This window comes from Pseudomonas sp. G7(2022) (assembly GCF_052660475.1).
Genome location: NZ_CP109659.1, coordinates 3937222 through 3959130 on the forward strand (window position 1 = coordinate 3937222; position 21909 = coordinate 3959130).

The following is a 21909-nucleotide window of genomic DNA, read 5'->3' on the forward strand; positions in this document are numbered from 1 at the left end:
CCTCAAGCCGTTGCAGTTTGTAACACCTGCGGGTTGGCGTGGAAAAACACGTGTTCACGCACCGGGCCGACGGCGACTTCGCCGATTTCCTCGTAGCCCTGACGCTTGTAAAACTCCAGGTATCTCGGGTTGCCGGTATCGAGGATCACGCCCTGGGAGTTTTCGTCCACCGCGCACCAGTTATGTACCGCTTGCAGCAGCTGTTCGCCGAAGTGTTTGCCCTGAAATTGCGGATGCACGCCCAGCAGCGGCAGCATGTGCACCGAGTCGGTGGGCACGCAGGCTTCAACGGCGGCGTGATATTCCAGATAGCGCCGGGTGCAGCGAAAACCGGTGCTCAACACCATGCGCAAACGCCAGGCCCAGCTTTCGGTGACACCCAGTCGTCGTTGCGGCGGCGCGATCAGGGCAATGCCGATCAAGCGATCGTTGACCAGCAGGCCGATGGCCGGCAGATCCTGCAGGAAATGCTGTTTGACCAGTTCCCGCACCGTGGCGCGCACGCGTTGTTCGTACCCCGGACGTTCGGCCTCGAACAGGTAAGCGAAAGTCGGCTCGTGACGATAGGCCTGATACAGCAAGGAGCGCGCTTCACGGGAATAGCCGCGGTCGAGCATGTGGATGTCGGCGATGGCGGTCGAGGTTTCAGGCATGACGGTGATTCTCCCTGGACGGAACTCAACAGGCCCCGTTCTTGTTATACGAGCCTTGGGCTGAAGGGATCGTTCCCACACCCGAAAGACATTAGCAGCGCATATGGACTACCGCCACGCTGGCCCAGATCCTACATGTCAGCTAGCATCGCCCTTTTGCCAGGACTGCCGACCATGAAGATCGTTTCCTTCAACATCAACGGACTGCGGGCTCGCCCGCATCAGCTGGCGGCGCTGATCGAAAAGCATCAGCCGGACGTCATCGGCCTGCAGGAAACCAAAGTCCACGACGACCAGTTCCCGCTGGAAGACGTACGGGCCCTGGGTTATCACGTGTATTTCCACGGTCAGAAAGGTCATTACGGCGTTGCCCTGCTCTCGCGCCAGGAGCCGATTGCCGTGCACAAGGGCTTTGCCACCGATGAAGAAGACGCGCAGCGGCGCTTTATCTGGGGCACATTCGCCGACGCCAACGGCGTGCCGGTGACGATCATGAACGGCTATTTCCCACAGGGCGAAAGCCGCGACCACCCGACCAAATTCCCGGCCAAGCAGCGCTTCTACAGCGATTTGCAGGCGTTGCTGGAAAGCCAGTTCCACAATCAACAGCCACTGGTGGTGATGGGCGACGTGAACATTTCCCCGGAAGACAGCGACATCGGCATTGGCCCGGACAACATGAAGCGCTGGCTGAAAACCGGTAAATGCAGCTTCCTGCCGGAAGAACGCGAATGGATGGCCCGCCTGAAAAACTGGGGCCTGACCGACAGCTTCCGTCACCTGAACCCGGACGTGACGGACATGTTCAGCTGGTTCGACTACCGCAGCCGCGGGTTTGAAGACGAGCCGAAGCGCGGTCTGCGCATCGATGTGATTCTGGCGTCCCATGGCTTGCTGCCACGGGTGAAAGCGGCCGGCGTTGACTATGAATTGCGCGGGATGGAAAAGCCTTCGGATCATGCGCCGATCTGGCTGGAATTGAGCTGACCCGCTTGAAGCAGAAGATCACGGCCGGCGGTTGTGATCTTCTGTCCTGTCATCTTTCAGCAACCTAACTGACTTAATCTCCCCGGCAATCCCCTTGGCTGCAATCGGTGCCGGCATGACCCTGCGTGTTCTGTTCGTCTTTCTCCTGAGCGGCTGGCTGCAGGTTTCGGCCGCGGCGTTACCCATTCCCGAGAACGGCCCGGCCTTGCGCATCCAGGGTTCCAACACCATTGGTGCGGCGCTGGGTCCGGCATTGGTGGAAGGCTTGCTGCAAGATCAGGGGCTGTTGAAAATCCACAGCGAAACCCCGGACACCGCCAACGAACAACGGGTCGTCGGCCTCACGGCTCAAGGTAAGCGGGTCGTGGTGGAAATCGCCGCCCATGGTTCCAGCACCGGTTTCACCGCTCTCAAAAGCAAAAGCGCCGATCTGGCCGCCTCCTCCCGTCCGATCAAGGACAGCGAACTCGCTAGCCTGCTACCTCTCGGTGACCTGAAAAGCCCCGGCGCCGAGCAAGTCATCGCCATCGATGGTCTGGCGATCATCCTCCATCCCGACAATCCGCTGAATCAACTGAACACAGAACAACTGGCGCGAATCTTCAGCGGCGAGGCGAAGACGTGGGAAGACGTCGGCGGCAAGGGTGGGACGATTCATTTATATGCGCGGGATGATCAGTCCGGCACCTATGACACGTTCAAGGAACTTGTCCTCAGCCGTCGTGGGAAAACCCTGAACAGCTCGGCGAAACGTTTCGAATCCAGCGAGCAATTGTCCGACGCCGTGAGCGCCGATCCCCAGGCCATCGGTTTTATTGGTTTGCCCTATGTGCGCCAGGCCAAAGCCGTGGCGATTGTCGACGGGCAATCCCAGGCCATGCTGCCACTGGCCAGCCTGATCGCCACCGAAGACTATCCACTGTCTCGGCGCTTGTTTTTCTATTTGCCACCCGACAATCAAAATCCGTGGGCCGCAGCCTTGGTGGATTTTGCGCAAAGCCGCCAGGGCCAGGCGATTGTCGCGGCCAACGGTTTTATCGCCCAGACCGTGCACGCCATCTCGGTCACGCCCAATGCGCTGATGCCCGAGGGTTATCAATCCCTCAGCCGGCACGCCCAGCGTCTGACCGTGAACTTCCGCTTCGAAGAAGGCAGCGCCAGCCTCGACAACAAGGCCCGGCAGGATCTGGCCCGGGTGTTCGACTATATAAAGCACCACGACAAGACCGACCGCGCGGTAACGCTGGTGGGATTCGGCGACGCCAAGGACGACCCGGCCCGGGCGGATTTGCTGTCGAAGCTGCGGGCGATGGCGGTACGCCGGGAGTTGGTGAAAAACGGCGTGGTGTTGCGCGAAGTGCGCGGGTTTGGCGCGCTGATGCCGGTGGCGACCAACAGCGGGGATGAAGGCAGGATCAAGAATCGGCGGGTTGAGGTTTGGGTTTACTGAATTTGTTGGTGATGCGTTGAACGAGCAGGCCCCATCGCGAGCAGGCTCGCTCCCACATTAGATCTCCAGTGAACACAAAGTGTGTGGACACCAGCGAACCCGTGGGAGCGAGCCTGCTCGCGATAGCAGGCACCGCGGTCTTAATGACCGCTACGCAGCATTTCCTTCGGCACGTACTTGCCGATCTCGAACTTGCCGATCGCCGCGCGGTGCACTTCGTCCGGGCCGTCGGCCAGGCGCAGGGTGCGTTGCATGGCGTACATGTAGGCCAGCGGAAAATCGTTCGACACCCCGGCCCCGCCATGGATCTGGATCGCCCGGTCGATCACCCGCAACGCGACGTTCGGTGCGACGACCTTGATCTGCGCGATTTCGCTCTTGGCGACCTTGTTACCCACGGTGTCCATCATATACGCCGCTTTCAGGGTCAGCAGGCGCGCCATGTCGATCTCCATCCGCGAGTCGGCGATCTTGTCGACGTTACCGCCCAGGCGCGCCAGCGGTTTGCCGAACGCGGTACGGCTTACCGAACGTTTGCACATCAGTTCCAGTGCACGCTCGGCCATGCCGATCGAACGCATGCAGTGGTGAATCCGGCCCGGGCCAAGGCGACCTTGAGCGATTTCGAAGCCGCGTCCTTCACCGAGCAGGACGTTTTCGTACGGCACTCGCACGTTGTCGAACAGCACTTCGGCGTGGCCGTGAGGTGCGTCGTCGTAACCGAACACCGGCAGCGGGCGGACAATCTTCACGCCGGGGGTGTCGACCGGCACCAGGATCATCGAGTGCTGGGCGTGGCGCGGAGCGTCGGGGTTGCTCAGGCCCATGAAGATCAGGATCTTGCAGCGCGGATCGCAGGCGCCGGAGGTCCACCATTTCTTGCCATTGATGACCCACTCGTCGCCATCGCGCACGGCACGGGCGGCCATGTTGGTGGCGTCGGAGGACGCGACGTCAGGTTCGGTCATGGCAAACGCCGAGCGGATCTCGCCGCGCAACAGCGGTTCAAGCCAGCGCTGCTTCTGTTCTTCGTTGGCGTAACGCACCAGCACTTCCATGTTGCCGGTGTCCGGCGCCGAGCAGTTGAACGGCTCGGGACCGAGCAGCGAACGGCCCATGATTTCTGCCAATGGCGCGTATTCGAGGTTGGTCAGGCCGGCGCCGAGCTCCGACTCAGGCAGAAACAAATTCCACAGCCCTTCAGCTTTCGCCTTGGCCTTGAGCTCTTCCATGATTGCGGTCGGCTGCCAGCGGTCGCCCTCGGCAACCTGCCGTTCGAACACGGCTTCGGCCGGGTAAACGTAAGTGTCCATGAACGCGGTCACGCGCTCACGCAGTTCTTGCACCTTGGGCGAATAAGCGAAATCCATGAGCAATTACCTTTTTTCGGCAGGTTGTTTAAGTCATGCAATCGATGCTAGAACAGCGTTGATAATTTACCTAGCCTATTCTCGGCGTGTATAAACATTCATCACCGATATATGATTGGTTGATTTTCCTGGCCGCCCTGACCCGCGCCATTCACCTATAACAAGCCCCTATAACAAGAGAGCCGCGTAATGAATCTGAGCAAGGTCGACCTCAACCTTTTCATCGTCTTCGACGCGATCTACACCGAAGCCAACCTGACCCGCGCCGGGCAGATTGTCGGCATCACCCAGCCAGCGGTGTCCAACGCCTTGGCGCGGTTGCGCGAGACCTTCAACGACCCGCTCTTCGTACGCACCGCCCAGGGCATGGTGCCGACGCCCATGGCGCAGAACATCATCGGCCCGGTGCGCAACGCGCTGTCGCTGCTGCGGGTATCGGTTCAGGAAAGCCGGATTTTCAACCCATCGCAAGCGGTCAAGACCTACCGCATCAGCATGACTGACCTTACCGAAGCGGTGATTCTGCCCCCGCTGTTCCAGCGCCTGCGTCGGCTGGCACCGACGGTGATCATCGAGAGTTTCCTGTCCAAGCGCCGGGAAACCACAAAGGAACTGGCCGCCGGGCGCCTCGATTTCGCAGTGGATGCGCCGCTCAACACCGACCCGCAGGTGCGTCACGTCAAGCTGATGGAAGACCGTTACGTCTGCGCGATGCGCAAGGGTCATCCGCTGGCGACCAAGGAAAAATTCACACTCGACGATTACCTGTCGCTGACCCACATTCATATTTCCAGCCGGCGCAGTGGCCTGGGCCATGTCGATCTGGCGTTGGGGAAGATGGGCATCCAGCGCAAGATCGCCCTGCGCTCGCAGCATTACCTGATGGCTTCCCAGGTGTTGCAGCAGACCGACATGGTGATGACCGTGCCGGAGCGTTTCGCCCGTCGCCATGATCTGCATGCGTTCAATCTGCCGGTCAACGATGTGCCACCGGTGGAAACCCATTTGTACTGGCACGAAAGCACCGATCAGGACCCGGCCAACCGCTGGATGCGCGAGCAGATGATCGAGTTGTGCCAGCAAGTGACAGCGCACGAGAAGAAGCTCGACAAGCTGCAGGCGCCCGCCACTTGACGTAAACGTCAACCTGCCATTAGCTTAGCGCCAAGACCCTTCTTCGAGCGCTTTCATGAGCAGCCAGACCTACAGCATTTCCGACCTCGCCCGCGAGCTGGACATCACCACCCGGGCGATCCGTTTCTATGAAGAACAAGGCCTGCTCAGCCCCGAGCGCCGAGGCCAGGAACGTATCTATTCGCCACGCGACAAGGTCAGCCTGAAGCTGATCCTGCGGGGCAAGCGCATCGGTTTTTCCCTGGCCGAGTGCCGCGAGCTGATCGAGCTCTACGACCCCTCCAGCGGTAACACCAAACAACTCAACAGCATGCTGGCGAAAATCAGCGAACGCCGTGAACAGCTTGAACAGCAACTGCTGGACATCGAACAGATGAAGCTGGAACTCGACACCGCCGAAGAACGCTGCGTGCAGGCGCTGGAGCAGACGCTCAAGAGTCAGCAAGTCGCGCAGTAACAGCCACAATTCATCTCCTGTGGGAGCGGGCTTGCCCGCGAATGCGGTGTTTCAGAATCAGATTTGTCGGCTGACACTCCGCCTTCGCGAGCAAGCCCGCTCCCACAAGGGTTCCGCAGGAATTCAAACAGCAGGTCAACGCCATGTCCCTCCCCTCCCAAGTACGCCTGATCGAAGTCGGCCCGCGTGACGGCCTGCAGAACGAAGCCCAGCCCATCAGCGTCGCCGACAAGGTGCAACTGGTCGACGCGTTGAGCGCCGCCGGCCTCGGCTATATAGAAGTCGGCAGTTTCGTCTCGCCCAAGTGGGTGCCGCAGATGGCCGGTTCCGCCGAGGTGTTCGCGCAAATCCAGCGCAAGCCCGGCGTGACCTACGGCGCGCTGGCGCCGAACCTGCGCGGCTTTGAAGATGCGCTGGCCGCCGGGGTCAAGGAAGTCGCGGTGTTTGCCGCTGCGTCCGAGGCGTTCTCGCAGCGCAACATCAATTGCTCGATCAGCGAAAGCCTGGCGCGGTTCACGCCGATCATGGAGTCGGCGAAACAGCACGGCGTTACCGTGCGCGGTTACGTGTCCTGCGTGCTCGGCTGTCCTTATGAAGGCGAGGTCGCCCCGGAGCAAGTGGCGGTGGTAGCCCACGAGTTGTACGCGATGGGCTGCTATGAAGTGTCGCTGGGCGACACCATCGGCACCGGCACCGCGGGCGCGACCCGCCGGCTGTTCGAAGTGGTCTCGAAGGAGGTGCCGCGAGAGAAACTCGCCGGCCACTTCCACGATACCTATGGCCAGGCCATGGCCAACATTTACGCCAGCCTGCTGGAAGGCATCGCGGTGTTCGACAGCTCGATCGCCGGCCTCGGCGGCTGCCCGTACGCCAAAGGCGCCAGCGGTAACGTCGCCACCGAAGACGTGGTGTACCTGCTCAACGGCCTGGGCATCGAGACCGGTATCGACCTCGACGCCTTGATTGCCGCCGGCCAGCAGATCAGTGCGGTGCTGGGTCGCCCGACCGGTTCGCGCGTGGCCAAGGCCCGTAGCGCACAGTGAGGGGATGGTGTTACCGCCGAGTGCGAAACGTGGGCGCAAGCGAGTAACACGGAAACAAATTGTCTGGTTTAGCCTGAAGGAAAAATCCCTCAAAAATCTCAAACCATTGATTTACAAGGGTTTTGAAAAGTTGGCACGGCTTCTGCTATCTCTATGGCATAACAAGAATAAAAAGCAGCAAACCAATAAAAATAAGACGTACCGACTCTGACATAACAAAAACAACACGGCAGAGACGCAGCTAACAGATTTTTTTGGAGAAGGTGTGCTTTTCAGGGTGTTCCTCGGAATGACCCGCAACCGGGCAGAGAACAATAAAACTACCTTCAGGTAGCTCCCGAATCGGTTGGATCGCTAGACGAGAAAGTAGATCAGCGCTCAAAAAAATACGTTTGCTCTTGACCCCGGATGGGGGTCGCCAAAAACAGCGGTAAAGGGCCACGGTTGCCAAAAACAACAACAGACCGACCCTCAATAATAAAAAGAGCACGCGACGACAAAATTAAAGGGGAGCTTCGGCTCCCCTTTGTGCTTCCTGTGATTCCTGTTTTCACCGCCGCCATGTGGGAGCGGGCTTGCTCGCGAATGCGTCAGGTCAGCCAACATGCTTGGTGAATGGCACACTGCATTCGCGGGCAAGCTCGCTCCCACATTTGATCTGTGTCAGGCGTGCTTTTCGCGTAATTCTTCGATACTGATCTCACGCATCCGGAATTTCTGGATCTTGCCCGTCACCGTCATCGGAAACTCCTCCACAAACTTGAAGTAACGCGGCGTCTTGAAGTGGGCGATGCGCTCCTTGCACCACGCTTGCAGTTCTTGTTCGGTCGCGCTGTGGCCGGGGTGGAATTTGATCCAGGCGACGATTTCCTCGCCGTAACGCGAGCAGGGAATGCCGATCACCTGCACGTCCGCCACCGCTGGATGGGTGAAGAAGAACTCTTCCAGTTCACGCGGGTAAATGTTTTCGCCGCCACGGATGATCATGTCCTTGTTGCGGCCGGCGATGCACACGTAACCCTCGTCGTTCATGCTCGCCAGGTCGCCGGTGTGCATCCAGCCTGCTGCGTCGATGGCTTCGGCGGTGGCATTCGGGTTGTTCCAGTAGCCGAGCATCACGCTGTAGCCACGGGTGCACAGTTCGCCGATGGTGCCGCGCGGTACCGGGTTGCCGGCCTCGTCGATGATTTTGCTTTCGAGTTGTGGCTGGGTGCGGCCGACGGTGGTGACGCGCAATTCCAGTTCATCGGATGGGCCGGTCTGCAGCGAGACCGGGCTGGTTTCGGTCATGCCGTAGGCGATCTGCACTTCGCTCATGTGCATTTCATTGATGACCCGGCGCATCACCTCGATCGGGCAGGTGGCGCCGGCCATGATCCCGGTTCGCAGGGTCGACAGGTCGAACTCGGCACGCTGCGGCTGATCGAGCATGGCGATGAACATGGTCGGCACACCGTACAGCGCGGTGGCCTTTTCTTCGGCGACGGTGCTCAGGGTCAGCAGCGGATCGAAGGCGTCGTTGGGGTAAATCATCGTGCTGCCGTGGGTGATGCAGCCGAGGTTGCCCATGACCATGCCGAAGCAGTGATACAGCGGCACCGGGATCACCAGCCGATCAGCGGCGGTCAGGCCGAGGCTTTCGCCGACCATGTAACCGTTGTTGAGGATGTTGTAATGACTGAGGGTCGCGCCCTTGGGGAAACCGGTGGTGCCGGAGGTGTACTGAATGTTGACGGGCTGATCGAAGTGCAGGCTGTCGCTGCGTTCACGCAATTGTTCTGGAGAGACACTGGCGGCCAGATCGGCCAGTTGCGACCACGGGAGAAAACCCGAAGGCGGCTGTGAATCGAGGCTGATCAGGCCACGCAACTCCGGCAGGCGCTCGCTGCGCAGTTCGCCGATGGATTGCTCGGCCAGTTCCGGCAGCAAGCCTTGCAACATGCCGTGATAGTTGGAGCTCTTGAACGCCCCGGCGCAGACCAGCCATTGGCAACCGGATTGCTTGAGCACGTATTCGAGTTCGGAGCTGCGGTAGGCCGGGTTGATGTTGACCAGAATCACGCCGAGCTTCGCGGTGGAGAACTGAGCGATGCACCACTGCGCGCAGTTCGGTGCCCAGATGCCGAGCCGATCACCGGCCTGCAAACCCAACGCCAGCAGGGCTCTGGCATGCACGTCCACCGCGTCGGCAAGTTGCCGCCAGGTGTAACGCAGCTGCTGATGGCGCACCACCAGCGCCTCGCCGTCCGGGTACTGCGCGACAGTTTCGTCGAACTTCTGCCCGATGGTCATCGCCAGCAAGGCTTTGTCCTGGGAACCACGGGTGTAGCTGCGCTGCGGGTTTGCACTGGGTTGATCCATGACGACCCCTATTGTCTTTATTAGTGGGTGTTGGACCGGAGCCATATGAGCTCCGACCATTCAGAACTGGCCCTACTCTCGCTCAAGTTGACGTTAACGTAAAGGGTGATTGACAGCCATTCGTCACAGGCTTACGTTAACGTAAAGGTGAGAGCCGAAACGCCGCCCTCCCCACCCTACAAAAAAGCCAAAAGGTGACCCATGAGCTACCCATCCCTGAACTTTGCCCTCGGTGAAACCATCGACATGCTGCGCGATCAGGTTCAGTCCTTTGTCGCCAAAGAGATCGCTCCGCGTGCCGCGCAGATCGACAGCGACAACCTGTTCCCGGCTGATCTGTGGCGCAAGTTCGGCGACATGGGCCTGCTCGGCATCACCGTACCGGAAGAGTACGGCGGCGCTGGTCTGGGTTACCTGGCGCACGTGGTGGCGATGGAAGAAATCAGCCGTGGCTCGGCTTCCGTGGCGTTGTCCTACGGCGCCCATTCCAACCTCTGCGTGAACCAGATCAACCGCAACGGCAACCACGAACAGAAAACCAAATACCTGCCGAAGCTGATCAGCGGCGAACACGTCGGCGCACTCGCGATGAGCGAGCCGAACGCCGGTTCCGACGTGGTTTCGATGAAACTGCGCGCCGATAAACGCGGCGACCGTTTCGTACTCAACGGCAGCAAAACCTGGATCACCAACGGCCCCGACGCCAACACCTACGTGATCTACGCCAAGACCGACCTGGAAAAAGGCCCTCACGGCATCACCGCGTTCATCGTCGAGCGCGACTGGAAAGGCTTCAGCCGCAGCAACAAGTTCGACAAGCTCGGCATGCGCGGCTCCAACACTTGCGAGCTGTTCTTCGATGACGTCGAAGTGCCGGAAGAAAACATCCTCGGCGTACTCAACGGCGGCGTGAAAGTGTTGATGAGCGGCCTCGATTACGAACGCGTCGTGCTGTCCGGTGGCCCGACCGGGATCATGCAGTCGTGCATGGACCTGATCGTGCCGTACATCCACGACCGCAAGCAGTTCGGCCAGAGCATCGGCGAATTCCAGCTGATCCAGGGCAAAGTCGCCGACATGTACACCCAGCTCAACGCCAGCCGCGCCTACCTCTACGCCGTGGCCCAGGCCTGCGAGCGCAACGAGACCACGCGCAAGGACGCCGCCGGCGTGATCCTTTACACCGCCGAACGCGCCACGCAAATGGCCCTGGACGCGATCCAGATTCTCGGCGGTAACGGTTACATCAACGAATTCCCCGCCGGCCGTCTGTTGCGTGACGCCAAGCTGTACGAAATCGGCGCCGGCACCAGTGAAATCCGTCGCATGCTCATCGGTCGCGAACTGTTCAACGAAACCCGCTAAACGGAGCTGCCCATGGCTATCCTGCATACCCAGCTCAACCCTCGTTCAGCGGAGTTCGCTGCCAACAGCGCGGCGATGCTCAAACAGGTCGACGCCCTGCACACCCTGCTCGCCCAAGTGGCTCAGGGCGGCGGCGCGAAAGCTCAGGAACGGCACACCTCGCGCGGCAAACTGCTGCCCCGTGAGCGGATCAACCGCTTGCTCGATCCGGGCTCGCCGTTTCTGGAAATCAGTCAATTGGCCGCCCACGCCGTTTATGGCGAAGACGTGCCGGCCGCAGGCGTGATTGCCGGGATCGGTCGCGTGGAAGGCGTCGAGTGCATGATCGTCGCCAACGACGCGACCGTGAAAGGTGGCTCGTACTACCCTCTGACCGTGAAGAAACACCTGCGCGCCCAGACTATCGCCCAGCAGAATCGCCTGCCGTGCATCTATCTGGTGGACTCGGGCGGCGCCAACCTGCCGCGTCAGGACGAAGTGTTCCCGGATCGCGAGCACTTTGGGCGGATCTTCTTCAACCAGGCCAACATGAGCGCCATGGGCATTCCGCAGATTGCCGTGGTCATGGGCTCCTGCACCGCCGGCGGCGCTTACGTGCCGGCGATGGCTGACGAAGCGATCATGGTGCGCAATCAGGCGACGATTTTCCTCGCCGGCCCACCCTTGGTGAAAGCCGCGACCGGTGAAGTGGTCAGCGCCGAAGACCTCGGCGGGGCCGATGTGCATTGCAAGATTTCCGGGGTCGCCGACCACTACGCCGAAAGCGACGAGCACGCCCTCGCCCTCGCCCGCCGCAGCGTCGCCAACCTCAACTGGCGCAAGCTCGGCGAAGTGCAGCAGCGCGCGCCGATTGCGCCGCTGTACGCCAGCGACGAGTTGTACGGCGTGGTTTCGGCGGACGCCAAGCAGCCGTTCGATGTGCGTGAAGTGATTGCGCGACTGGTCGACGGTTCGGTGTTCGATGAATTCAAAGCCTTGTTCGGCACCACGCTGGTCTGCGGTTTCGCCCACCTGCACGGCTACCCGATCGCGATCCTCGCCAACAACGGCATCCTGTTCGCCGAAGCCGCGCAAAAAGGCGCGCACTTCATCGAACTGGCCTGCCAGCGCGGCATTCCGCTGCTGTTCTTGCAGAACATCACAGGCTTCATGGTCGGCCAGAAATACGAGGCCGGCGGCATCGCCAAACACGGCGCCAAACTGGTGACCGCCGTGGCGTGCGCCAAGGTGCCGAAATTCACCGTGATCATCGGCGGCAGCTTCGGCGCCGGTAACTACGGCATGTGCGGGCGGGCCTACGATCCGCGTTTCCTGTGGATGTGGCCGAACGCGCGGATCGGCGTGATGGGCGCCGAACAGGCAGCCGGCGTGCTGGTTCAGGTCAAGCGCGAGCAGGCCGAACGCAGTGGCCAGGCATTCAGTGCCGAGCAGGAAAGCGAAATCAAGCAACCGATTCTCGACCAGTACGAAGAACAGGGTCACCCCTATTACTCCAGCGCACGGCTGTGGGACGACGGCGTCATCGACCCGGCACAAACCCGCGATGTACTGGCCCTGGCCTTGTCCGCGTCGTTGAACGCGCCTATCGAACCGAGCCGCTTCGGCGTGTTCCGGATGTGATCGGGAGAACCTCATGAGCGACTTCAACACCCTCGAATTGCAGAGCGATCCACGGGGTTTCGCGACCCTGTGGCTGAGCCGCGAAGAAAAGAACAACGCGTTCAACGCCGAGATGATCCGCGAACTGATCCTGGCGCTGGACAAGGTCGCCAGCGACGCCAGCCTGCGTTTCCTGCTGGTGCGCGGACGCGGCAAACACTTCAGCGCCGGCGCGGATCTGGCCTGGATGCAGCAATCGGCCGAGCTCGATTACCACACCAACCTCGACGACGCCCGGGAATTGGCGGAGCTGATGTACAACCTCGCCAAACTGAAAATCCCGACCGTGGCCGTGGTGCAAGGCGCGGCGTTCGGCGGCGCGCTGGGTCTGATCAGTTGCTGCGACATGGCGATTGGCGCCGATGACGCGCAGTTCTGCCTGTCGGAAGTGCGCATTGGTCTGGCGCCGGCGGTGATCAGCCCGTTCGTGGTGCAAGCCATCGGCGAACGGGCGGCGCGGCGTTATGCGCTGACGGCCGAGCGTTTCGGCGGGCAGCGGGCGCGGGAAATCGGTTTGTTGTCGGAAAGCTATCCCGCAAGCGAGCTTGAACAGAAAGTCGAGCAATGGATCGACAACCTGCTGCTCAACAGCCCCGCCGCCATGCGCGCCAGCAAGGATCTGCTGCGTGAAGTCGGCAACGGCGCGCTGACCCCGGCCCTGCGTCGCTACACCGAAAATGCCATCGCCCGCATCCGCGTCAGCCCGGAAGGTCAGGAAGGTCTGCGGGCCTTTCTGCAGAAACGCCCACCGAGTTGGCAAGCCGCAACCACCACCAAGGAGTCGCGTTGATGAGCGCACCTGTTCTCACCACCCTGCTGGTGGCCAACCGTGGCGAAATCGCTTGCCGGGTCATGCGTACCGCCAAGGCTTTGGGCCTGACCACCGTTGCCGTGCACAGCGCCACCGACCGTGAAGCGCGGCACAGCCGTGAAGCGGATATTCGTGTCGATCTGGGCGGCAGCAAAGCCGCCGACAGTTACCTGCAAATCGACAAACTGATCGCGGCGGCCAAAGCCAGCGGCGCTCAGGCGATTCACCCGGGTTATGGTTTTCTGTCGGAGAACGCCGGGTTTGCCCGCGCCATCGAAGCCGCCGGCCTGATCTTCCTCGGCCCACCCGCCTCGGCCATCGACGCGATGGGCAGCAAATCCGCCGCCAAGGCCCTGATGGAAACGGCTGGCGTACCGCTGGTGCCGGGCTATCACGGTGAAGCCCAGGATCTGGACACCTTCCGCGATGCTTGCGAGCGCATCGGCTATCCGGTACTGCTCAAGGCCACCGCCGGTGGTGGCGGTAAAGGCATGAAGGTCGTTGAAGACGTCAGCCAACTGGCTGAAGCGTTGGCCTCGGCCCAGCGTGAAGCGCAGTCGTCGTTCGGCGATTCGCGGATGCTTGTGGAGAAATACCTGCTCAAGCCGCGTCACGTGGAAATCCAGGTGTTCGCCGATCAGCATGGCAATTGCCTGTACCTGAACGAGCGTGACTGCTCGATCCAGCGCCGGCACCAGAAGGTCGTTGAAGAAGCACCGGCACCGGGCTTGAGTCCGGAACTGCGTCGGGCGATGGGTGAAGCGGCTGTGCGTTCGGCGCAGGCCATCGGTTACGTCGGCGCCGGCACAGTGGAGTTTCTGCTGGACGCGCGCGGCGAGTTCTTCTTCATGGAGATGAACACGCGGCTACAGGTCGAACACCCGGTCACCGAAGCCATTACCGGTCTCGATCTGGTGGCCTGGCAGATTCGAGTCGCCCGTGGCGAAGCGTTGCCGATCACTCAGGATCAGGTGCCGCTGAACGGGCATGCGATTGAGGTGCGGCTGTATGCGGAAGATCCGTCGAATGACTTCCTGCCGGCGACCGGGCGTCTGGATCTGTACCGTGAATCCGCCGCCGGGCCGGGGCGTCGTGTGGACAGCGGCGTTGAGGAAGGCGATGAGATTTCGCCGTTCTATGACCCGATGCTCGGCAAGCTGATTGCCTGGGGCGAGGATCGTGAGCAGGCGCGTTTACGGCTGCTGAGCATGCTCGACGAGCTTGCGATTGGCGGGCTGAAGACCAACATCAACTTCCTGCGGCGGATCATCGGGCATCCGGCGTTTGCGGCGGCGGAGCTGGATACCGGGTTCATTCCGCGTTATCAGGAACAGTTGCTGCCAGCGCCTGCTGCGCTGAGCGATGAATTCTGGGAGGCGGCGGCGCAGGCTTTTGCACAGAGCCTGCCGGGGATGGCTCGGGCGGATGATCCCGCTTCGCCTTGGGCGCTTCACAGTGGTTTGCGCGCTGGGTTGCCACGGGAAATCACTCTGCATTTGAGCTGCGAGGGGCAGGATCGGGCGTTGACGCTCGGTGCTGGCGGCAATGCAAAACTGATCGGCGAGCATCTGGTGCTCGAGCACGATGGGCTGCGTCGACAGCTGCGTGCGATTCGTCGTGGAGAGTTTCTGTATCTGCAATGGGACGGCGAGCTGCGACACGTTGAAACGTACGATCCGATCAGCGCTGTCGAAGCCAGTCACAGCCATCAGGGCGGTCTGACGGCGCCGATGAACGGCAGCATCGTGCGGGTGCTGGTGGAGGCCGGGCAATCGGTTGAGGCCGGCGCTCAATTGGTGGTGCTGGAAGCGATGAAGATGGAGCACAGCATCCGCGCGCCCCATGCCGGCGTGATCAAGGCGCTGTATTGCCAGGAAGGCGAAATGGTCAGCGAAGGCAGTGCACTGGTCGAACTGGAAGAAGCGTGAAAGGTGGATCGATCCTACGCCTGGCGAGGATCGATCTGACTAGTATTTGGCGGTTGCCTGAACCACGACACCGATGATTCGGCATTCTTCGGTCAACAAGGCTTTCGGCCAGGTCGGATTGAGCGGCACCAGGTAACGCTGACCGCCCTCTTCGATCAGCTTGCGGAAGATTGCCTCGTCGCTGTCCGGCCACTGGGCGATCACCAGTTTGCCGGGCTCGGCTTCCAGCGCCGGATCCACCAGGATCATCATCCCCTCGCCAATGCTCTGCCCGGTGGGCGCAGTCATCGCGTTGCCCGTTACCGTGAGCCAGAACGCCGGGCCACGGGCGTGGTAATCCGTCAGTTCGAAACGTCGCTTGTCTTTGGCACTCGAATACGCTGGCTGACTTTCACGGGCCTCGACCGGCGCATTCCACTCGCTGACCGGATAGCGAAAGTAAGGGTTGTACTTCTGTGCCAGAGGCATTTCGTCGTCCGCATCGATCTGCGGTTCACGAATTACCACCGCGACTTCGAGATACTCCATGCCCAGTGCTTTCAGCACGCGGTTCATCTGCGTGATGCCGGGCTCGCGGCGCTTGTTCAGCCAATGGCCGATGCCACCCTGAGACATGCCGACGCGCTCGCCGAGCTCGACTTGAGTGACGTTGAGTTCACTCATTTTGGCTTTGACCAACTCAATCCATTTATCCATGTGCGGCACCATACGTGGACGCCTTCGGCCGGCAAAACACATATTGTAGTATTTAAATTCTGGTCACAAATACTATAAGTACTATTCTTGGGTCACGGATTTGAATCGACCAAGGAGTGACCTTTCACCATGAATATCACCAGCAACGACTTGCCCGACCTGCAGATAGACACCACTTTCAAGTCACCGCAGGGCTGTGCCGCAGCGCAGCGGGCATTGGACTATTACTTGAAACCGGCTGTGTCAGCGCCGGACGTGGAAGAACGATTTTTCGGCGTAAACAGCAACCTGAGCGGCGAAGAATCCCTGGTCCACGCCTCCGATCTGCTGCGATGCGCGGCGGCCACGGCATTCAAGGCAGCGGATGGTCTGCAGGGTGTCAGTCGGGATCTGGCGTTTTCGGTAGTGCACATGGTGGACATGGCACGGGCGATGGTCGATCACTCGCTGGATGGCGGTGTTCGATGAAGACGGACAGGAAAGAATTTTCCAATCGCGCAGATAAAAACGTTTGACTTGCAAATGATAATGATTATTATTGCAAGCAGCTGGTCGCGAGATCAGTCGATGGGCCAGAGACCTTAGGTCGGTCTTCTGGACTATCTCCTCATCAGGCTAATCACGGTTTTTGACCCGGCTTTTTGCCGGGTCTTTTTTTTGCCAGTTTTCTGGCTTTTGGCTTCAGGCTAATGAAGTCTTTGGGTGCCGCAAATTCGATGGCGCGGATAATATCAAAAGAATATTGCTTGGCAAGCGAACCCCGGCCACATTGGGGCGAACTAATGCCAATTAGCACTTGAGAATCAATCGCACAGCCACTAAGCTGCCTGCGCGTCATGGAAGACGCCCCCCGCCGCAACCCGCAATTTCCCTCGGTTTCACCCCTGCCTTGCGTGTAAAGTAGCCGCCATAAAAATCATATTCAGGAACCGATTATGACCGTGGCCAAATCTTCGTTCGACATCAGCGCCAACTTCGACAGCGGCAACATCCAAGTCATCGACATCAGCAACCCGCTCAACCCGGTTCTGGCCATTCGGCCAGATACCCGCAGCGCCCATTTCCAGTGGTTCCACTTCAAGGCCAGCGGCCTGCATGTTCATCAGGAGCACTGGTTCCGCCTGGTCAACGCCAGCCAGTCCTCCTACAACAAAGCCTGGACCGGCTATCAGGCGGTCGCTTCCTACGACCACGTCAACTGGTTCCGCATTCCGACCCAATTCGAAGGCGACAGCCTGCGCTTCTGCCTCGAAGCCGAGCAGACTCACGCCTGGTTCGCCTACTTCGAGCCTTACAGCCGTGGCCGTCATGACTGGCTGATCGAGCAAGCGCTGACCAAGGCCGGCACCGAACTGCTGGCCACCGGCAAAAGCGTTGAAGGCCGCGACATCCAGCTCCTGCGCAAAGGCACCGGTGCCGAAGGCCGCCGCAAGATCTGGATCATCGCCCAGCAGCACCCCGGCGAACACATGGCCGAGTGGTTCATGGAAGGCGTGATCGAACGTCTGGAGCATCACAACGATCCAGTGCTGAACAAACTGCTGGAAAGTGCCGATCTGTATCTGGTGCCGAACATGAACCCGGACGGTGCCTTCCACGGTCACCTGCGTACCAACGCCATGGGCCAGGACCTGAATCGCGCCTGGCAGAACGCCAGTCAGGACGTCAGCCCGGAAGTGCTTTTCGTACAGCAGCAGATGGAAAAATATGGCGTCGATCTGTTCCTCGACGTACACGGCGACGAAGAAATTCCTCACGTGTTCACTGCCGGCTGCGAAGGCAATCCAGGCTACACCCCGCGGATCGAGAAACTCGAAGAGCACTTTCGCAGCCATCTGAAACACACCACCAAAGACTTCCAGACCAAGTACGGCTACACCCGCGATGAACCGGGTCAGGCCAACATGACCCTGGCCTGCAACAGCGTCGGCCAGAAGTTCGACTGCCTGTCGTTGACCCTGGAAATGCCGTTCAAGGATCACGACGATGCGCCGAACCCGCTTACCGGTTGGTCGGGCCAGCGGTCGAAGCAATTGGGCAAGGATGTGCTGACCACCATCGCCGACATGGTCGACACCCTGCGCTGATATCCCCTGTTTTTCGCCACATGAAAGATCGCAGCGCTGTCTGCGATCTTTTTTTTCGCGTTGCACTTTTTGCCTAATCAGGTTGCAAAACAAAACCAGATTACCTACCGTCAATCCAGTTTTAATTTAAAACCTGAAAAGGAATCAGAACATGAAAGCGCAAACACTCGGCAGCGGTGTCGTGCTGCTGTTCGCCATCGCCTGCGGGCTGGCCGTCGGTAATGTGTACTACGCGCAACCGTTGCTGGACGCCATGGCCGAAGCATTCAACCTGTCACCCGCGAGCATCGGCATCGTCATCACGCTGACCCAGGTCGGCTACGGCATCGGACTGGTATTGCTCGTGCCGCTCGGCGATCTGCTCAACCGCCGACGCTTGATCGTCACGCAAACCCTGCTGTCCGCCGCAGCATTGTTGATGATCGCACTGGCCACCAACAGCACCTGGCTGCTGGTAGGCATGACCCTGACCGGCCTGCTCGCCGTCGTCACTCAAGTGCTGGTGGCCTATGCCGCAACCCTGGCCATCCCGGCGCAACGCGGACACGTCGTCGGCGTGATCACCAGCGGCATAGTGGTCGGCATCTTGCTCGCACGCACCGTAGCCGGCGGGATGGCGGATCTGGCCGGCTGGCGGGCGATCTATCTGTTGTCGGCAGGAATGACGCTGATCATGGCGCTGTTGCTGTTTCGCGCGCTGCCCAAGGATGAGAGCCCCCAACCGGCAACCTCCTACGCAGCATTGATTGCTTCGGTGTTCAGCCTGTTTCGAGAGGAGCCCGTGCTGCGACAACGGGCGATTCTGGCGTTGTTGACCTTCGCCAGCGCCATGGTGCTATGGACACCCATGGTCCTGCCGCTGGCCGCCCCGCCGCTGTCGCTTTCCCACAGTGAAATCGGATTGTTCGGACTGGCCGGCGCGGCTGGCGCACTGGCGGCTGCGAGAGCCGGACGCTTGGCGGACAGTGGTCTCGGGCAATGGGTCAGCGGCCTGTCCTTGTTGCTGATGCTCGGTTCGTGGCTGCCGATCGCATTGACCCAATCCTCGTTGTGGGCGCTACTGATCGGCGTGATCACTCTGGATCTGGGCTTGCAAGCCGTGCATGTCACGAGCCAGAGCATGATCTACAGCGTTCGCCCACAGGCACAGAGCCGACTGACTGCCGGCTACATGCTGTTTTATTCGGTTGGCAGCGCCCTGGGATCCATGGCCTCGACGGCCATGTACGCCTGGGCAGGATGGTCGGGTGTCTGCTGGTTGGGTGCCGCAATCAATATCGTCGCGCTGCTTTACTGGTGGCGAACATTGGCACCGCAAAAACGTGGCGAGCAGTGCTCCCTCGCCACGTCGGAATAACCTCCGGGGTCAGTCGCGACTCCGTCCCCGCAGCATGCTGTCGAGTACCTCGTCGCGGCGCACCCAGCCATGAAACAACGCGGCAGCCAGATGCAGCAACACGGTCAGAAACAGCAGATAGGCCAGATAGCCATGCGCCTTGCGCAGCAAGGCGAACACCTGGGCATCCGCCGGCAGGATTGACGGTAATTGCAGGGATCGCCCCAACATCACCGGATCCCCCGCCGCACTGATCATCGCCCAGCCCAGCAGCGGCAACACCAGCATCAATGCGTAAAGCAACAGGTGCGACGCCTTGGCTGCCATCACCTGCCATCCCGGCAGGTCCTCCGGCAGCGGTGGCTGACGAGTCCCCAACCGGACAAGGATGCGCACGATCACCAGCAACAGAATTGCGATACCCAAAGGTTTGTGCAGGTTGATCAGCCATTCATGCCGCGCTGACACCGAGGTCACCATGCCGGCCCCGATGAACAACATGGCGATGATCATGAGTGCCATCAGCCAGTGCAGCAGCCGCGCCAGCGGATTGAAATGCGTCGGTGGCGTTCTCATGGGCGTGCCTCCTGTTTGCCAGTGGGCAATTGACTGACTTCACTGGTGCGGCGCAGATAGGAATCGGCGTAGCCGGCTGAGCGCGCAGCCAGCAACGGGTCGTCGGAGCCTTCTATCCCGGCGGGCAGAACCAGTGGGTCATAGTTGATGTCGCGGCATTCGCCGCTGAGTTGCGGCTGAGTCTTTTCCAGGACCAGGGTGCCGGCGTTCAGCATTTTGCGACCGGCAGGCCAGACTTTGCTCGCGTCATTCACCGGATCGTCGGCATTGGCCAGCGTGAGGTTCAACTGAAAACGCAGCGGCCCTTCGGCCAGCCGTCGCACCAGATCCTTCTCGAGAAAATCGCTGCCTTCTGGAGCCACAGCTCCCGCTGCATCCTGGGCCAACGGCGCCATGCTCCAGCGCACGGCCTGTTTCTTGCCGCTCGCGTCGACCAGATAGAACGCGTTGATACTGTTGTAAGTCTCGGTCACGTAGCTGGCCGAAGGTTTGGCCGTCTTCACCCAGGTCAGGAACGGTACGGCCTCCGGATGCGCGGCGAAAAATGCCGGCACTTTGGCGGGATCGGGTTTGCCGGTCGCCGGGTCCGGCAATTGCGCCTGCTGCAACTGATAGAACGCCTCGGGCGTGCCGACCGGAAACACCGGCATGCTGTTCATTCCGGTGCGCCATTGCTGCCCGTTGGCCTGGGTGAAGCGCAGCGCCAGACTGCGAATCGGTACCGCGCTGTCCGGCGCATAAGGATTGCCCGCCGGCAGCGCGAATCGACCGACTACCGGAGTGCGTGGCTCATTGAACACTTGCGCGACAGAGTAAGGACGCGCCTCACCACTGCTTTCGAAATGACCGCTGACGCAAACACCCTTGGCGTGATTGCGACGGAACCCCGGATGCACGCCGTTGTTCTTTTCCAGCACATCGACCAGCGCCTTGGGCGTCAGGCGTTGTGGGTCAAAGTTGCCATGAACGTAGGCAAACGCCCCGGCCACGGCTGCGACCACCACGGCGATTCCGCCGAGACGCAACACCAGGCTCGCGGCACTCAGTGGCGGGCGTTGGGGGCCGCCGGGCGGTGAGCTGCGATCAACCATGAAAAACTCCAGGGCCATCGGCCATAGGGAAAGGTGCTATGAGACGCACGCCTCGTAGGTTTATTCCCTTTGAACTGTAGTTTCTTTCACGCGGTGACGCGCAAGCCCACCTCCGGGCCGTTTACATCAGATCGAACCGTGGCTCGCGCTTTTCCAGAAATGCCTGCATGCCTTCCTTTTGGCCGGGCGTAGCAAACAAGCCGTGAAACGAACGCCGCTCGAACAGAAGGCCTTCGCGCATCCCTGATTCATCGGCCCGGTCCACCGCCTCTCGCGCAGCCCGTGTCGCGGTGCGAGGGAATCCGCCAATCCGCCGCGCAACCGCCAATCCCTCTTCAAGCAAATGCTCGGCGGCGATCACCCGCGATACCAGCCCCGACTGCTCGGCCTCACGAGCGGACATCGAGCGCCCCGTCAGAATCATGTCCATGGCTTTTGCACGACCGATCAAGCGAGTCAGTCGCTGCGTGCCACCCATGCCCGGCATCACCCCCAAAGTGATTTCAGGCAGACCGAATTGTGCGGACTCGGCCGCTACGATCACATCGCACATCATTGCCAGCTCACACCCTCCGCCATAGGCGAACCCCGCTACTGCCGCAACCTTCGGAGTACGCAGCGCGGCGAACGCGTCCCAACCGGCAAAGTAATCTTCCTGAATCATGTCCAGACAAGACTTTTCGTACATCTCCTTGATATCAGCGCCTGCCGCGAAGTAATCCTTCGTACCGGTGATCAGGAAACACCCGACACCCGGATCGCCATCAAGTGCTTGCAGGGTTTCCAGCAGCTCGCGCATCAATTGTGCGCTGAGCGCGTTACGGGCGTGGGGCCGGTTGAGGCGGATCAACACCACGCGACCCAGTCTTTCGATCAATATATTCATCGCAGTCTCTTTCTATGTA

20 protein-coding genes are annotated in these 21909 nt (G+C 60.5%); 12 read left to right on the forward strand and 8 right to left on the reverse strand.

Annotated elements, in window-relative coordinates; translation table 11 throughout:
* Positions 1–2: 2 nt before the first annotated feature.
* Positions 3–653, reverse strand: coding sequence for a GNAT family N-acetyltransferase (locus NE357_RS17825; RefSeq protein ID WP_169430975.1), 651 nt, complete (start codon positions 651–653; stop codon positions 3–5).
* Between the two features lie 174 nt (positions 654–827).
* On the opposite strand from NE357_RS17825, the gene xthA reads away from it, so the two are divergent.
* Both xthA and NE357_RS17835 read left to right on the forward strand, forming a co-directional pair.
* The gene (gene xthA / locus NE357_RS17830; protein ID WP_169430976.1) at positions 828–1640 is read left to right on the forward strand and encodes an exodeoxyribonuclease III; all 813 of its coding nucleotides are present in this window, start codon (positions 828–830) and stop codon (positions 1638–1640) included.
* 115 nt (positions 1641–1755) lie between these two features.
* The gene (locus tag NE357_RS17835) at positions 1756–3090 is read left to right on the forward strand and encodes a substrate-binding domain-containing protein (RefSeq protein WP_169430977.1); all 1335 of its coding nucleotides are present in this window, start codon (positions 1756–1758) and stop codon (positions 3088–3090) included.
* A gap of 140 nt (positions 3091–3230) precedes the next feature.
* On the opposite strand, the gene NE357_RS17840 is transcribed toward NE357_RS17835, so the two are convergent.
* Positions 3231–4460, reverse strand: coding sequence for an acyl-CoA dehydrogenase (locus NE357_RS17840; protein ID WP_003223710.1), 1230 nt, complete (start codon positions 4458–4460; stop codon positions 3231–3233).
* A gap of 189 nt (positions 4461–4649) precedes the next feature.
* Between NE357_RS17840 and NE357_RS17845 the strand changes: the two genes are divergently transcribed.
* From NE357_RS17845 to NE357_RS17855, 3 genes are all read left to right on the forward strand, one after another.
* The gene (locus NE357_RS17845) at positions 4650–5594 is read left to right on the forward strand and encodes a LysR family transcriptional regulator (protein WP_011334997.1); all 945 of its coding nucleotides are present in this window, start codon (positions 4650–4652) and stop codon (positions 5592–5594) included.
* Between the two features lie 55 nt (positions 5595–5649).
* Positions 5650–6051 carry a MerR family transcriptional regulator gene (locus NE357_RS17850; protein WP_007951507.1) on the forward strand — a complete coding sequence of 134 codons (402 nt, stop codon included), beginning with the start codon at positions 5650–5652 and terminating at the stop codon, positions 6049–6051.
* Between the two features lie 143 nt (positions 6052–6194).
* A complete protein-coding gene (locus tag NE357_RS17855) occupies positions 6195–7094 on the forward strand; it encodes a hydroxymethylglutaryl-CoA lyase (protein ID WP_169430978.1) in 900 nt (299 codons plus the stop codon).
* Between the two features lie 663 nt (positions 7095–7757).
* Here the strand turns inward: NE357_RS17855 and NE357_RS17860 are convergent.
* Positions 7758–9455 carry an AMP-binding protein gene (locus NE357_RS17860; RefSeq protein ID WP_169430979.1) on the reverse strand — a complete coding sequence of 566 codons (1698 nt, stop codon included), beginning with the start codon at positions 9453–9455 and terminating at the stop codon, positions 7758–7760.
* Between the two features lie 201 nt (positions 9456–9656).
* On the opposite strand from NE357_RS17860, the gene NE357_RS17865 reads away from it, so the two are divergent.
* The 4 genes from NE357_RS17865 to NE357_RS17880 are packed head-to-tail and all read left to right on the forward strand — an operon-like array spanning position 9657 to position 15218.
* The gene (locus tag NE357_RS17865) at positions 9657–10820 is read left to right on the forward strand and encodes an isovaleryl-CoA dehydrogenase (RefSeq protein WP_064597789.1); all 1164 of its coding nucleotides are present in this window, start codon (positions 9657–9659) and stop codon (positions 10818–10820) included.
* 12 nt (positions 10821–10832) lie between these two features.
* On the forward strand, positions 10833–12440 hold the full coding sequence (locus tag NE357_RS17870) for a carboxyl transferase domain-containing protein (RefSeq protein WP_085612691.1): 1608 nt from the start codon (positions 10833–10835) through the stop codon (positions 12438–12440).
* 13 nt (positions 12441–12453) lie between these two features.
* Entirely contained in the window at positions 12454–13269 is an 816-nt protein-coding gene (locus tag NE357_RS17875) for a gamma-carboxygeranoyl-CoA hydratase (protein ID WP_169430980.1), read from the forward strand.
* Positions 13269–15218 carry an acetyl/propionyl/methylcrotonyl-CoA carboxylase subunit alpha gene (locus NE357_RS17880; protein ID WP_169430981.1) on the forward strand — a complete coding sequence of 650 codons (1950 nt, stop codon included), beginning with the start codon at positions 13269–13271 and terminating at the stop codon, positions 15216–15218. Before NE357_RS17875 ends, NE357_RS17880 begins: the two co-directional genes overlap by 1 nt.
* A gap of 39 nt (positions 15219–15257) precedes the next feature.
* Here the strand turns inward: NE357_RS17880 and NE357_RS17885 are convergent, their stop codons facing one another.
* Complete coding sequence (locus NE357_RS17885; RefSeq protein WP_085648459.1) at positions 15258–15914, reverse strand: LexA family protein; 657 nt, start codon at positions 15912–15914, stop codon at positions 15258–15260.
* A 129-nt stretch (positions 15915–16043) separates the two neighbouring features.
* Here NE357_RS17885 and NE357_RS17890 point away from each other — a divergent pair, with 129 nt between their 5' ends.
* Positions 16044–16382: a DUF6124 family protein gene (locus NE357_RS17890; RefSeq protein ID WP_169430982.1), complete on the forward strand. Its 339-nt coding sequence runs from the start codon at positions 16044–16046 to the stop codon at positions 16380–16382.
* A 151-nt stretch (positions 16383–16533) separates the two neighbouring features.
* On the opposite strand, the gene NE357_RS17895 is transcribed toward NE357_RS17890, so the two are convergent.
* The gene (locus NE357_RS17895) at positions 16534–16752 is read right to left on the reverse strand and encodes a hypothetical protein (RefSeq protein ID WP_169430983.1); all 219 of its coding nucleotides are present in this window, start codon (positions 16750–16752) and stop codon (positions 16534–16536) included.
* A gap of 97 nt (positions 16753–16849) precedes the next feature.
* Here NE357_RS17895 and NE357_RS17900 point away from each other — a divergent pair, with 97 nt between their 5' ends.
* Positions 16850–18001: a M14 family metallopeptidase gene (locus NE357_RS17900; RefSeq protein ID WP_169430984.1), complete on the forward strand. Its 1152-nt coding sequence runs from the start codon at positions 16850–16852 to the stop codon at positions 17999–18001.
* Between the two features lie 151 nt (positions 18002–18152).
* On the forward strand, positions 18153–19358 hold the full coding sequence (locus tag NE357_RS17905) for an MFS transporter (protein WP_169430985.1): 1206 nt from the start codon (positions 18153–18155) through the stop codon (positions 19356–19358).
* A 9-nt stretch (positions 19359–19367) separates the two neighbouring features.
* Here NE357_RS17905 and NE357_RS17910 read toward each other — a convergent pair whose 3' ends face one another.
* The 3 genes from NE357_RS17910 to NE357_RS17920 form a co-directional block, all read right to left on the reverse strand.
* Entirely contained in the window at positions 19368–19913 is a 546-nt protein-coding gene (locus tag NE357_RS17910) for a cytochrome b (protein ID WP_169430986.1), read from the reverse strand.
* Entirely contained in the window at positions 19910–21004 is a 1095-nt protein-coding gene (locus NE357_RS17915) for a catalase family peroxidase (RefSeq protein ID WP_169430987.1), read from the reverse strand. The genes NE357_RS17910 and NE357_RS17915 overlap by 4 nt, the downstream gene beginning before the upstream one ends.
* Before the next feature lie 121 nt (positions 21005–21125).
* Positions 21126–21890, reverse strand: a complete 765-nt coding sequence (locus tag NE357_RS17920; RefSeq protein ID WP_169430988.1) for an enoyl-CoA hydratase-related protein — start codon at positions 21888–21890, stop codon at positions 21126–21128.
* Between the last annotated feature and the right edge of the window lie 19 nt (positions 21891–21909).

Excerpts from the sequence above, each read along its gene's own strand:
- NE357_RS17890 (WP_169430982.1), top strand. The coding sequence starts at position 16,044 with ATGAATATCACCAGCAACGACTTGCCCGACCTGCAGATAGACACCACT.
- xthA (WP_169430976.1), top strand. The coding sequence starts at position 828 with ATGAAGATCGTTTCCTTCAACATCAACGGACTGCGGGCTCGCCCGCAT.
- NE357_RS17870 (WP_085612691.1), top strand. The coding sequence starts at position 10,833 with ATGGCTATCCTGCATACCCAGCTCAACCCTCGTTCAGCGGAGTTCGCT.
- NE357_RS17885 (WP_085648459.1), bottom strand. The coding sequence starts at position 15,914 with ATGGATAAATGGATTGAGTTGGTCAAAGCCAAAATGAGTGAACTCAAC.
- NE357_RS17900 (WP_169430984.1), top strand. The coding sequence starts at position 16,850 with ATGACCGTGGCCAAATCTTCGTTCGACATCAGCGCCAACTTCGACAGC.
- NE357_RS17910 (WP_169430986.1), bottom strand. The coding sequence starts at position 19,913 with ATGAGAACGCCACCGACGCATTTCAATCCGCTGGCGCGGCTGCTGCAC.
- NE357_RS17915 (WP_169430987.1), bottom strand. The coding sequence starts at position 21,004 with ATGGTTGATCGCAGCTCACCGCCCGGCGGCCCCCAACGCCCGCCACTG.
- NE357_RS17850 (WP_007951507.1), top strand. The coding sequence starts at position 5,650 with ATGAGCAGCCAGACCTACAGCATTTCCGACCTCGCCCGCGAGCTGGAC.
- NE357_RS17865 (WP_064597789.1), top strand. The coding sequence starts at position 9,657 with ATGAGCTACCCATCCCTGAACTTTGCCCTCGGTGAAACCATCGACATG.
- NE357_RS17875 (WP_169430980.1), top strand. The coding sequence starts at position 12,454 with ATGAGCGACTTCAACACCCTCGAATTGCAGAGCGATCCACGGGGTTTC.
- NE357_RS17905 (WP_169430985.1), top strand. The coding sequence starts at position 18,153 with ATGAAAGCGCAAACACTCGGCAGCGGTGTCGTGCTGCTGTTCGCCATC.
- NE357_RS17855 (WP_169430978.1), top strand. The coding sequence starts at position 6,195 with ATGTCCCTCCCCTCCCAAGTACGCCTGATCGAAGTCGGCCCGCGTGAC.
- NE357_RS17895 (WP_169430983.1), bottom strand. The coding sequence starts at position 16,752 with ATGACGCGCAGGCAGCTTAGTGGCTGTGCGATTGATTCTCAAGTGCTA.
- NE357_RS17880 (WP_169430981.1), top strand. The coding sequence starts at position 13,269 with ATGAGCGCACCTGTTCTCACCACCCTGCTGGTGGCCAACCGTGGCGAA.
- NE357_RS17825 (WP_169430975.1), bottom strand. The coding sequence starts at position 653 with ATGCCTGAAACCTCGACCGCCATCGCCGACATCCACATGCTCGACCGC.
- NE357_RS17860 (WP_169430979.1), bottom strand. The coding sequence starts at position 9,455 with ATGGATCAACCCAGTGCAAACCCGCAGCGCAGCTACACCCGTGGTTCC.
- NE357_RS17840 (WP_003223710.1), bottom strand. The coding sequence starts at position 4,460 with ATGGATTTCGCTTATTCGCCCAAGGTGCAAGAACTGCGTGAGCGCGTG.
- NE357_RS17845 (WP_011334997.1), top strand. The coding sequence starts at position 4,650 with ATGAATCTGAGCAAGGTCGACCTCAACCTTTTCATCGTCTTCGACGCG.
- NE357_RS17920 (WP_169430988.1), bottom strand. The coding sequence starts at position 21,890 with ATGAATATATTGATCGAAAGACTGGGTCGCGTGGTGTTGATCCGCCTC.
- NE357_RS17835 (WP_169430977.1), top strand. The coding sequence starts at position 1,756 with ATGACCCTGCGTGTTCTGTTCGTCTTTCTCCTGAGCGGCTGGCTGCAG.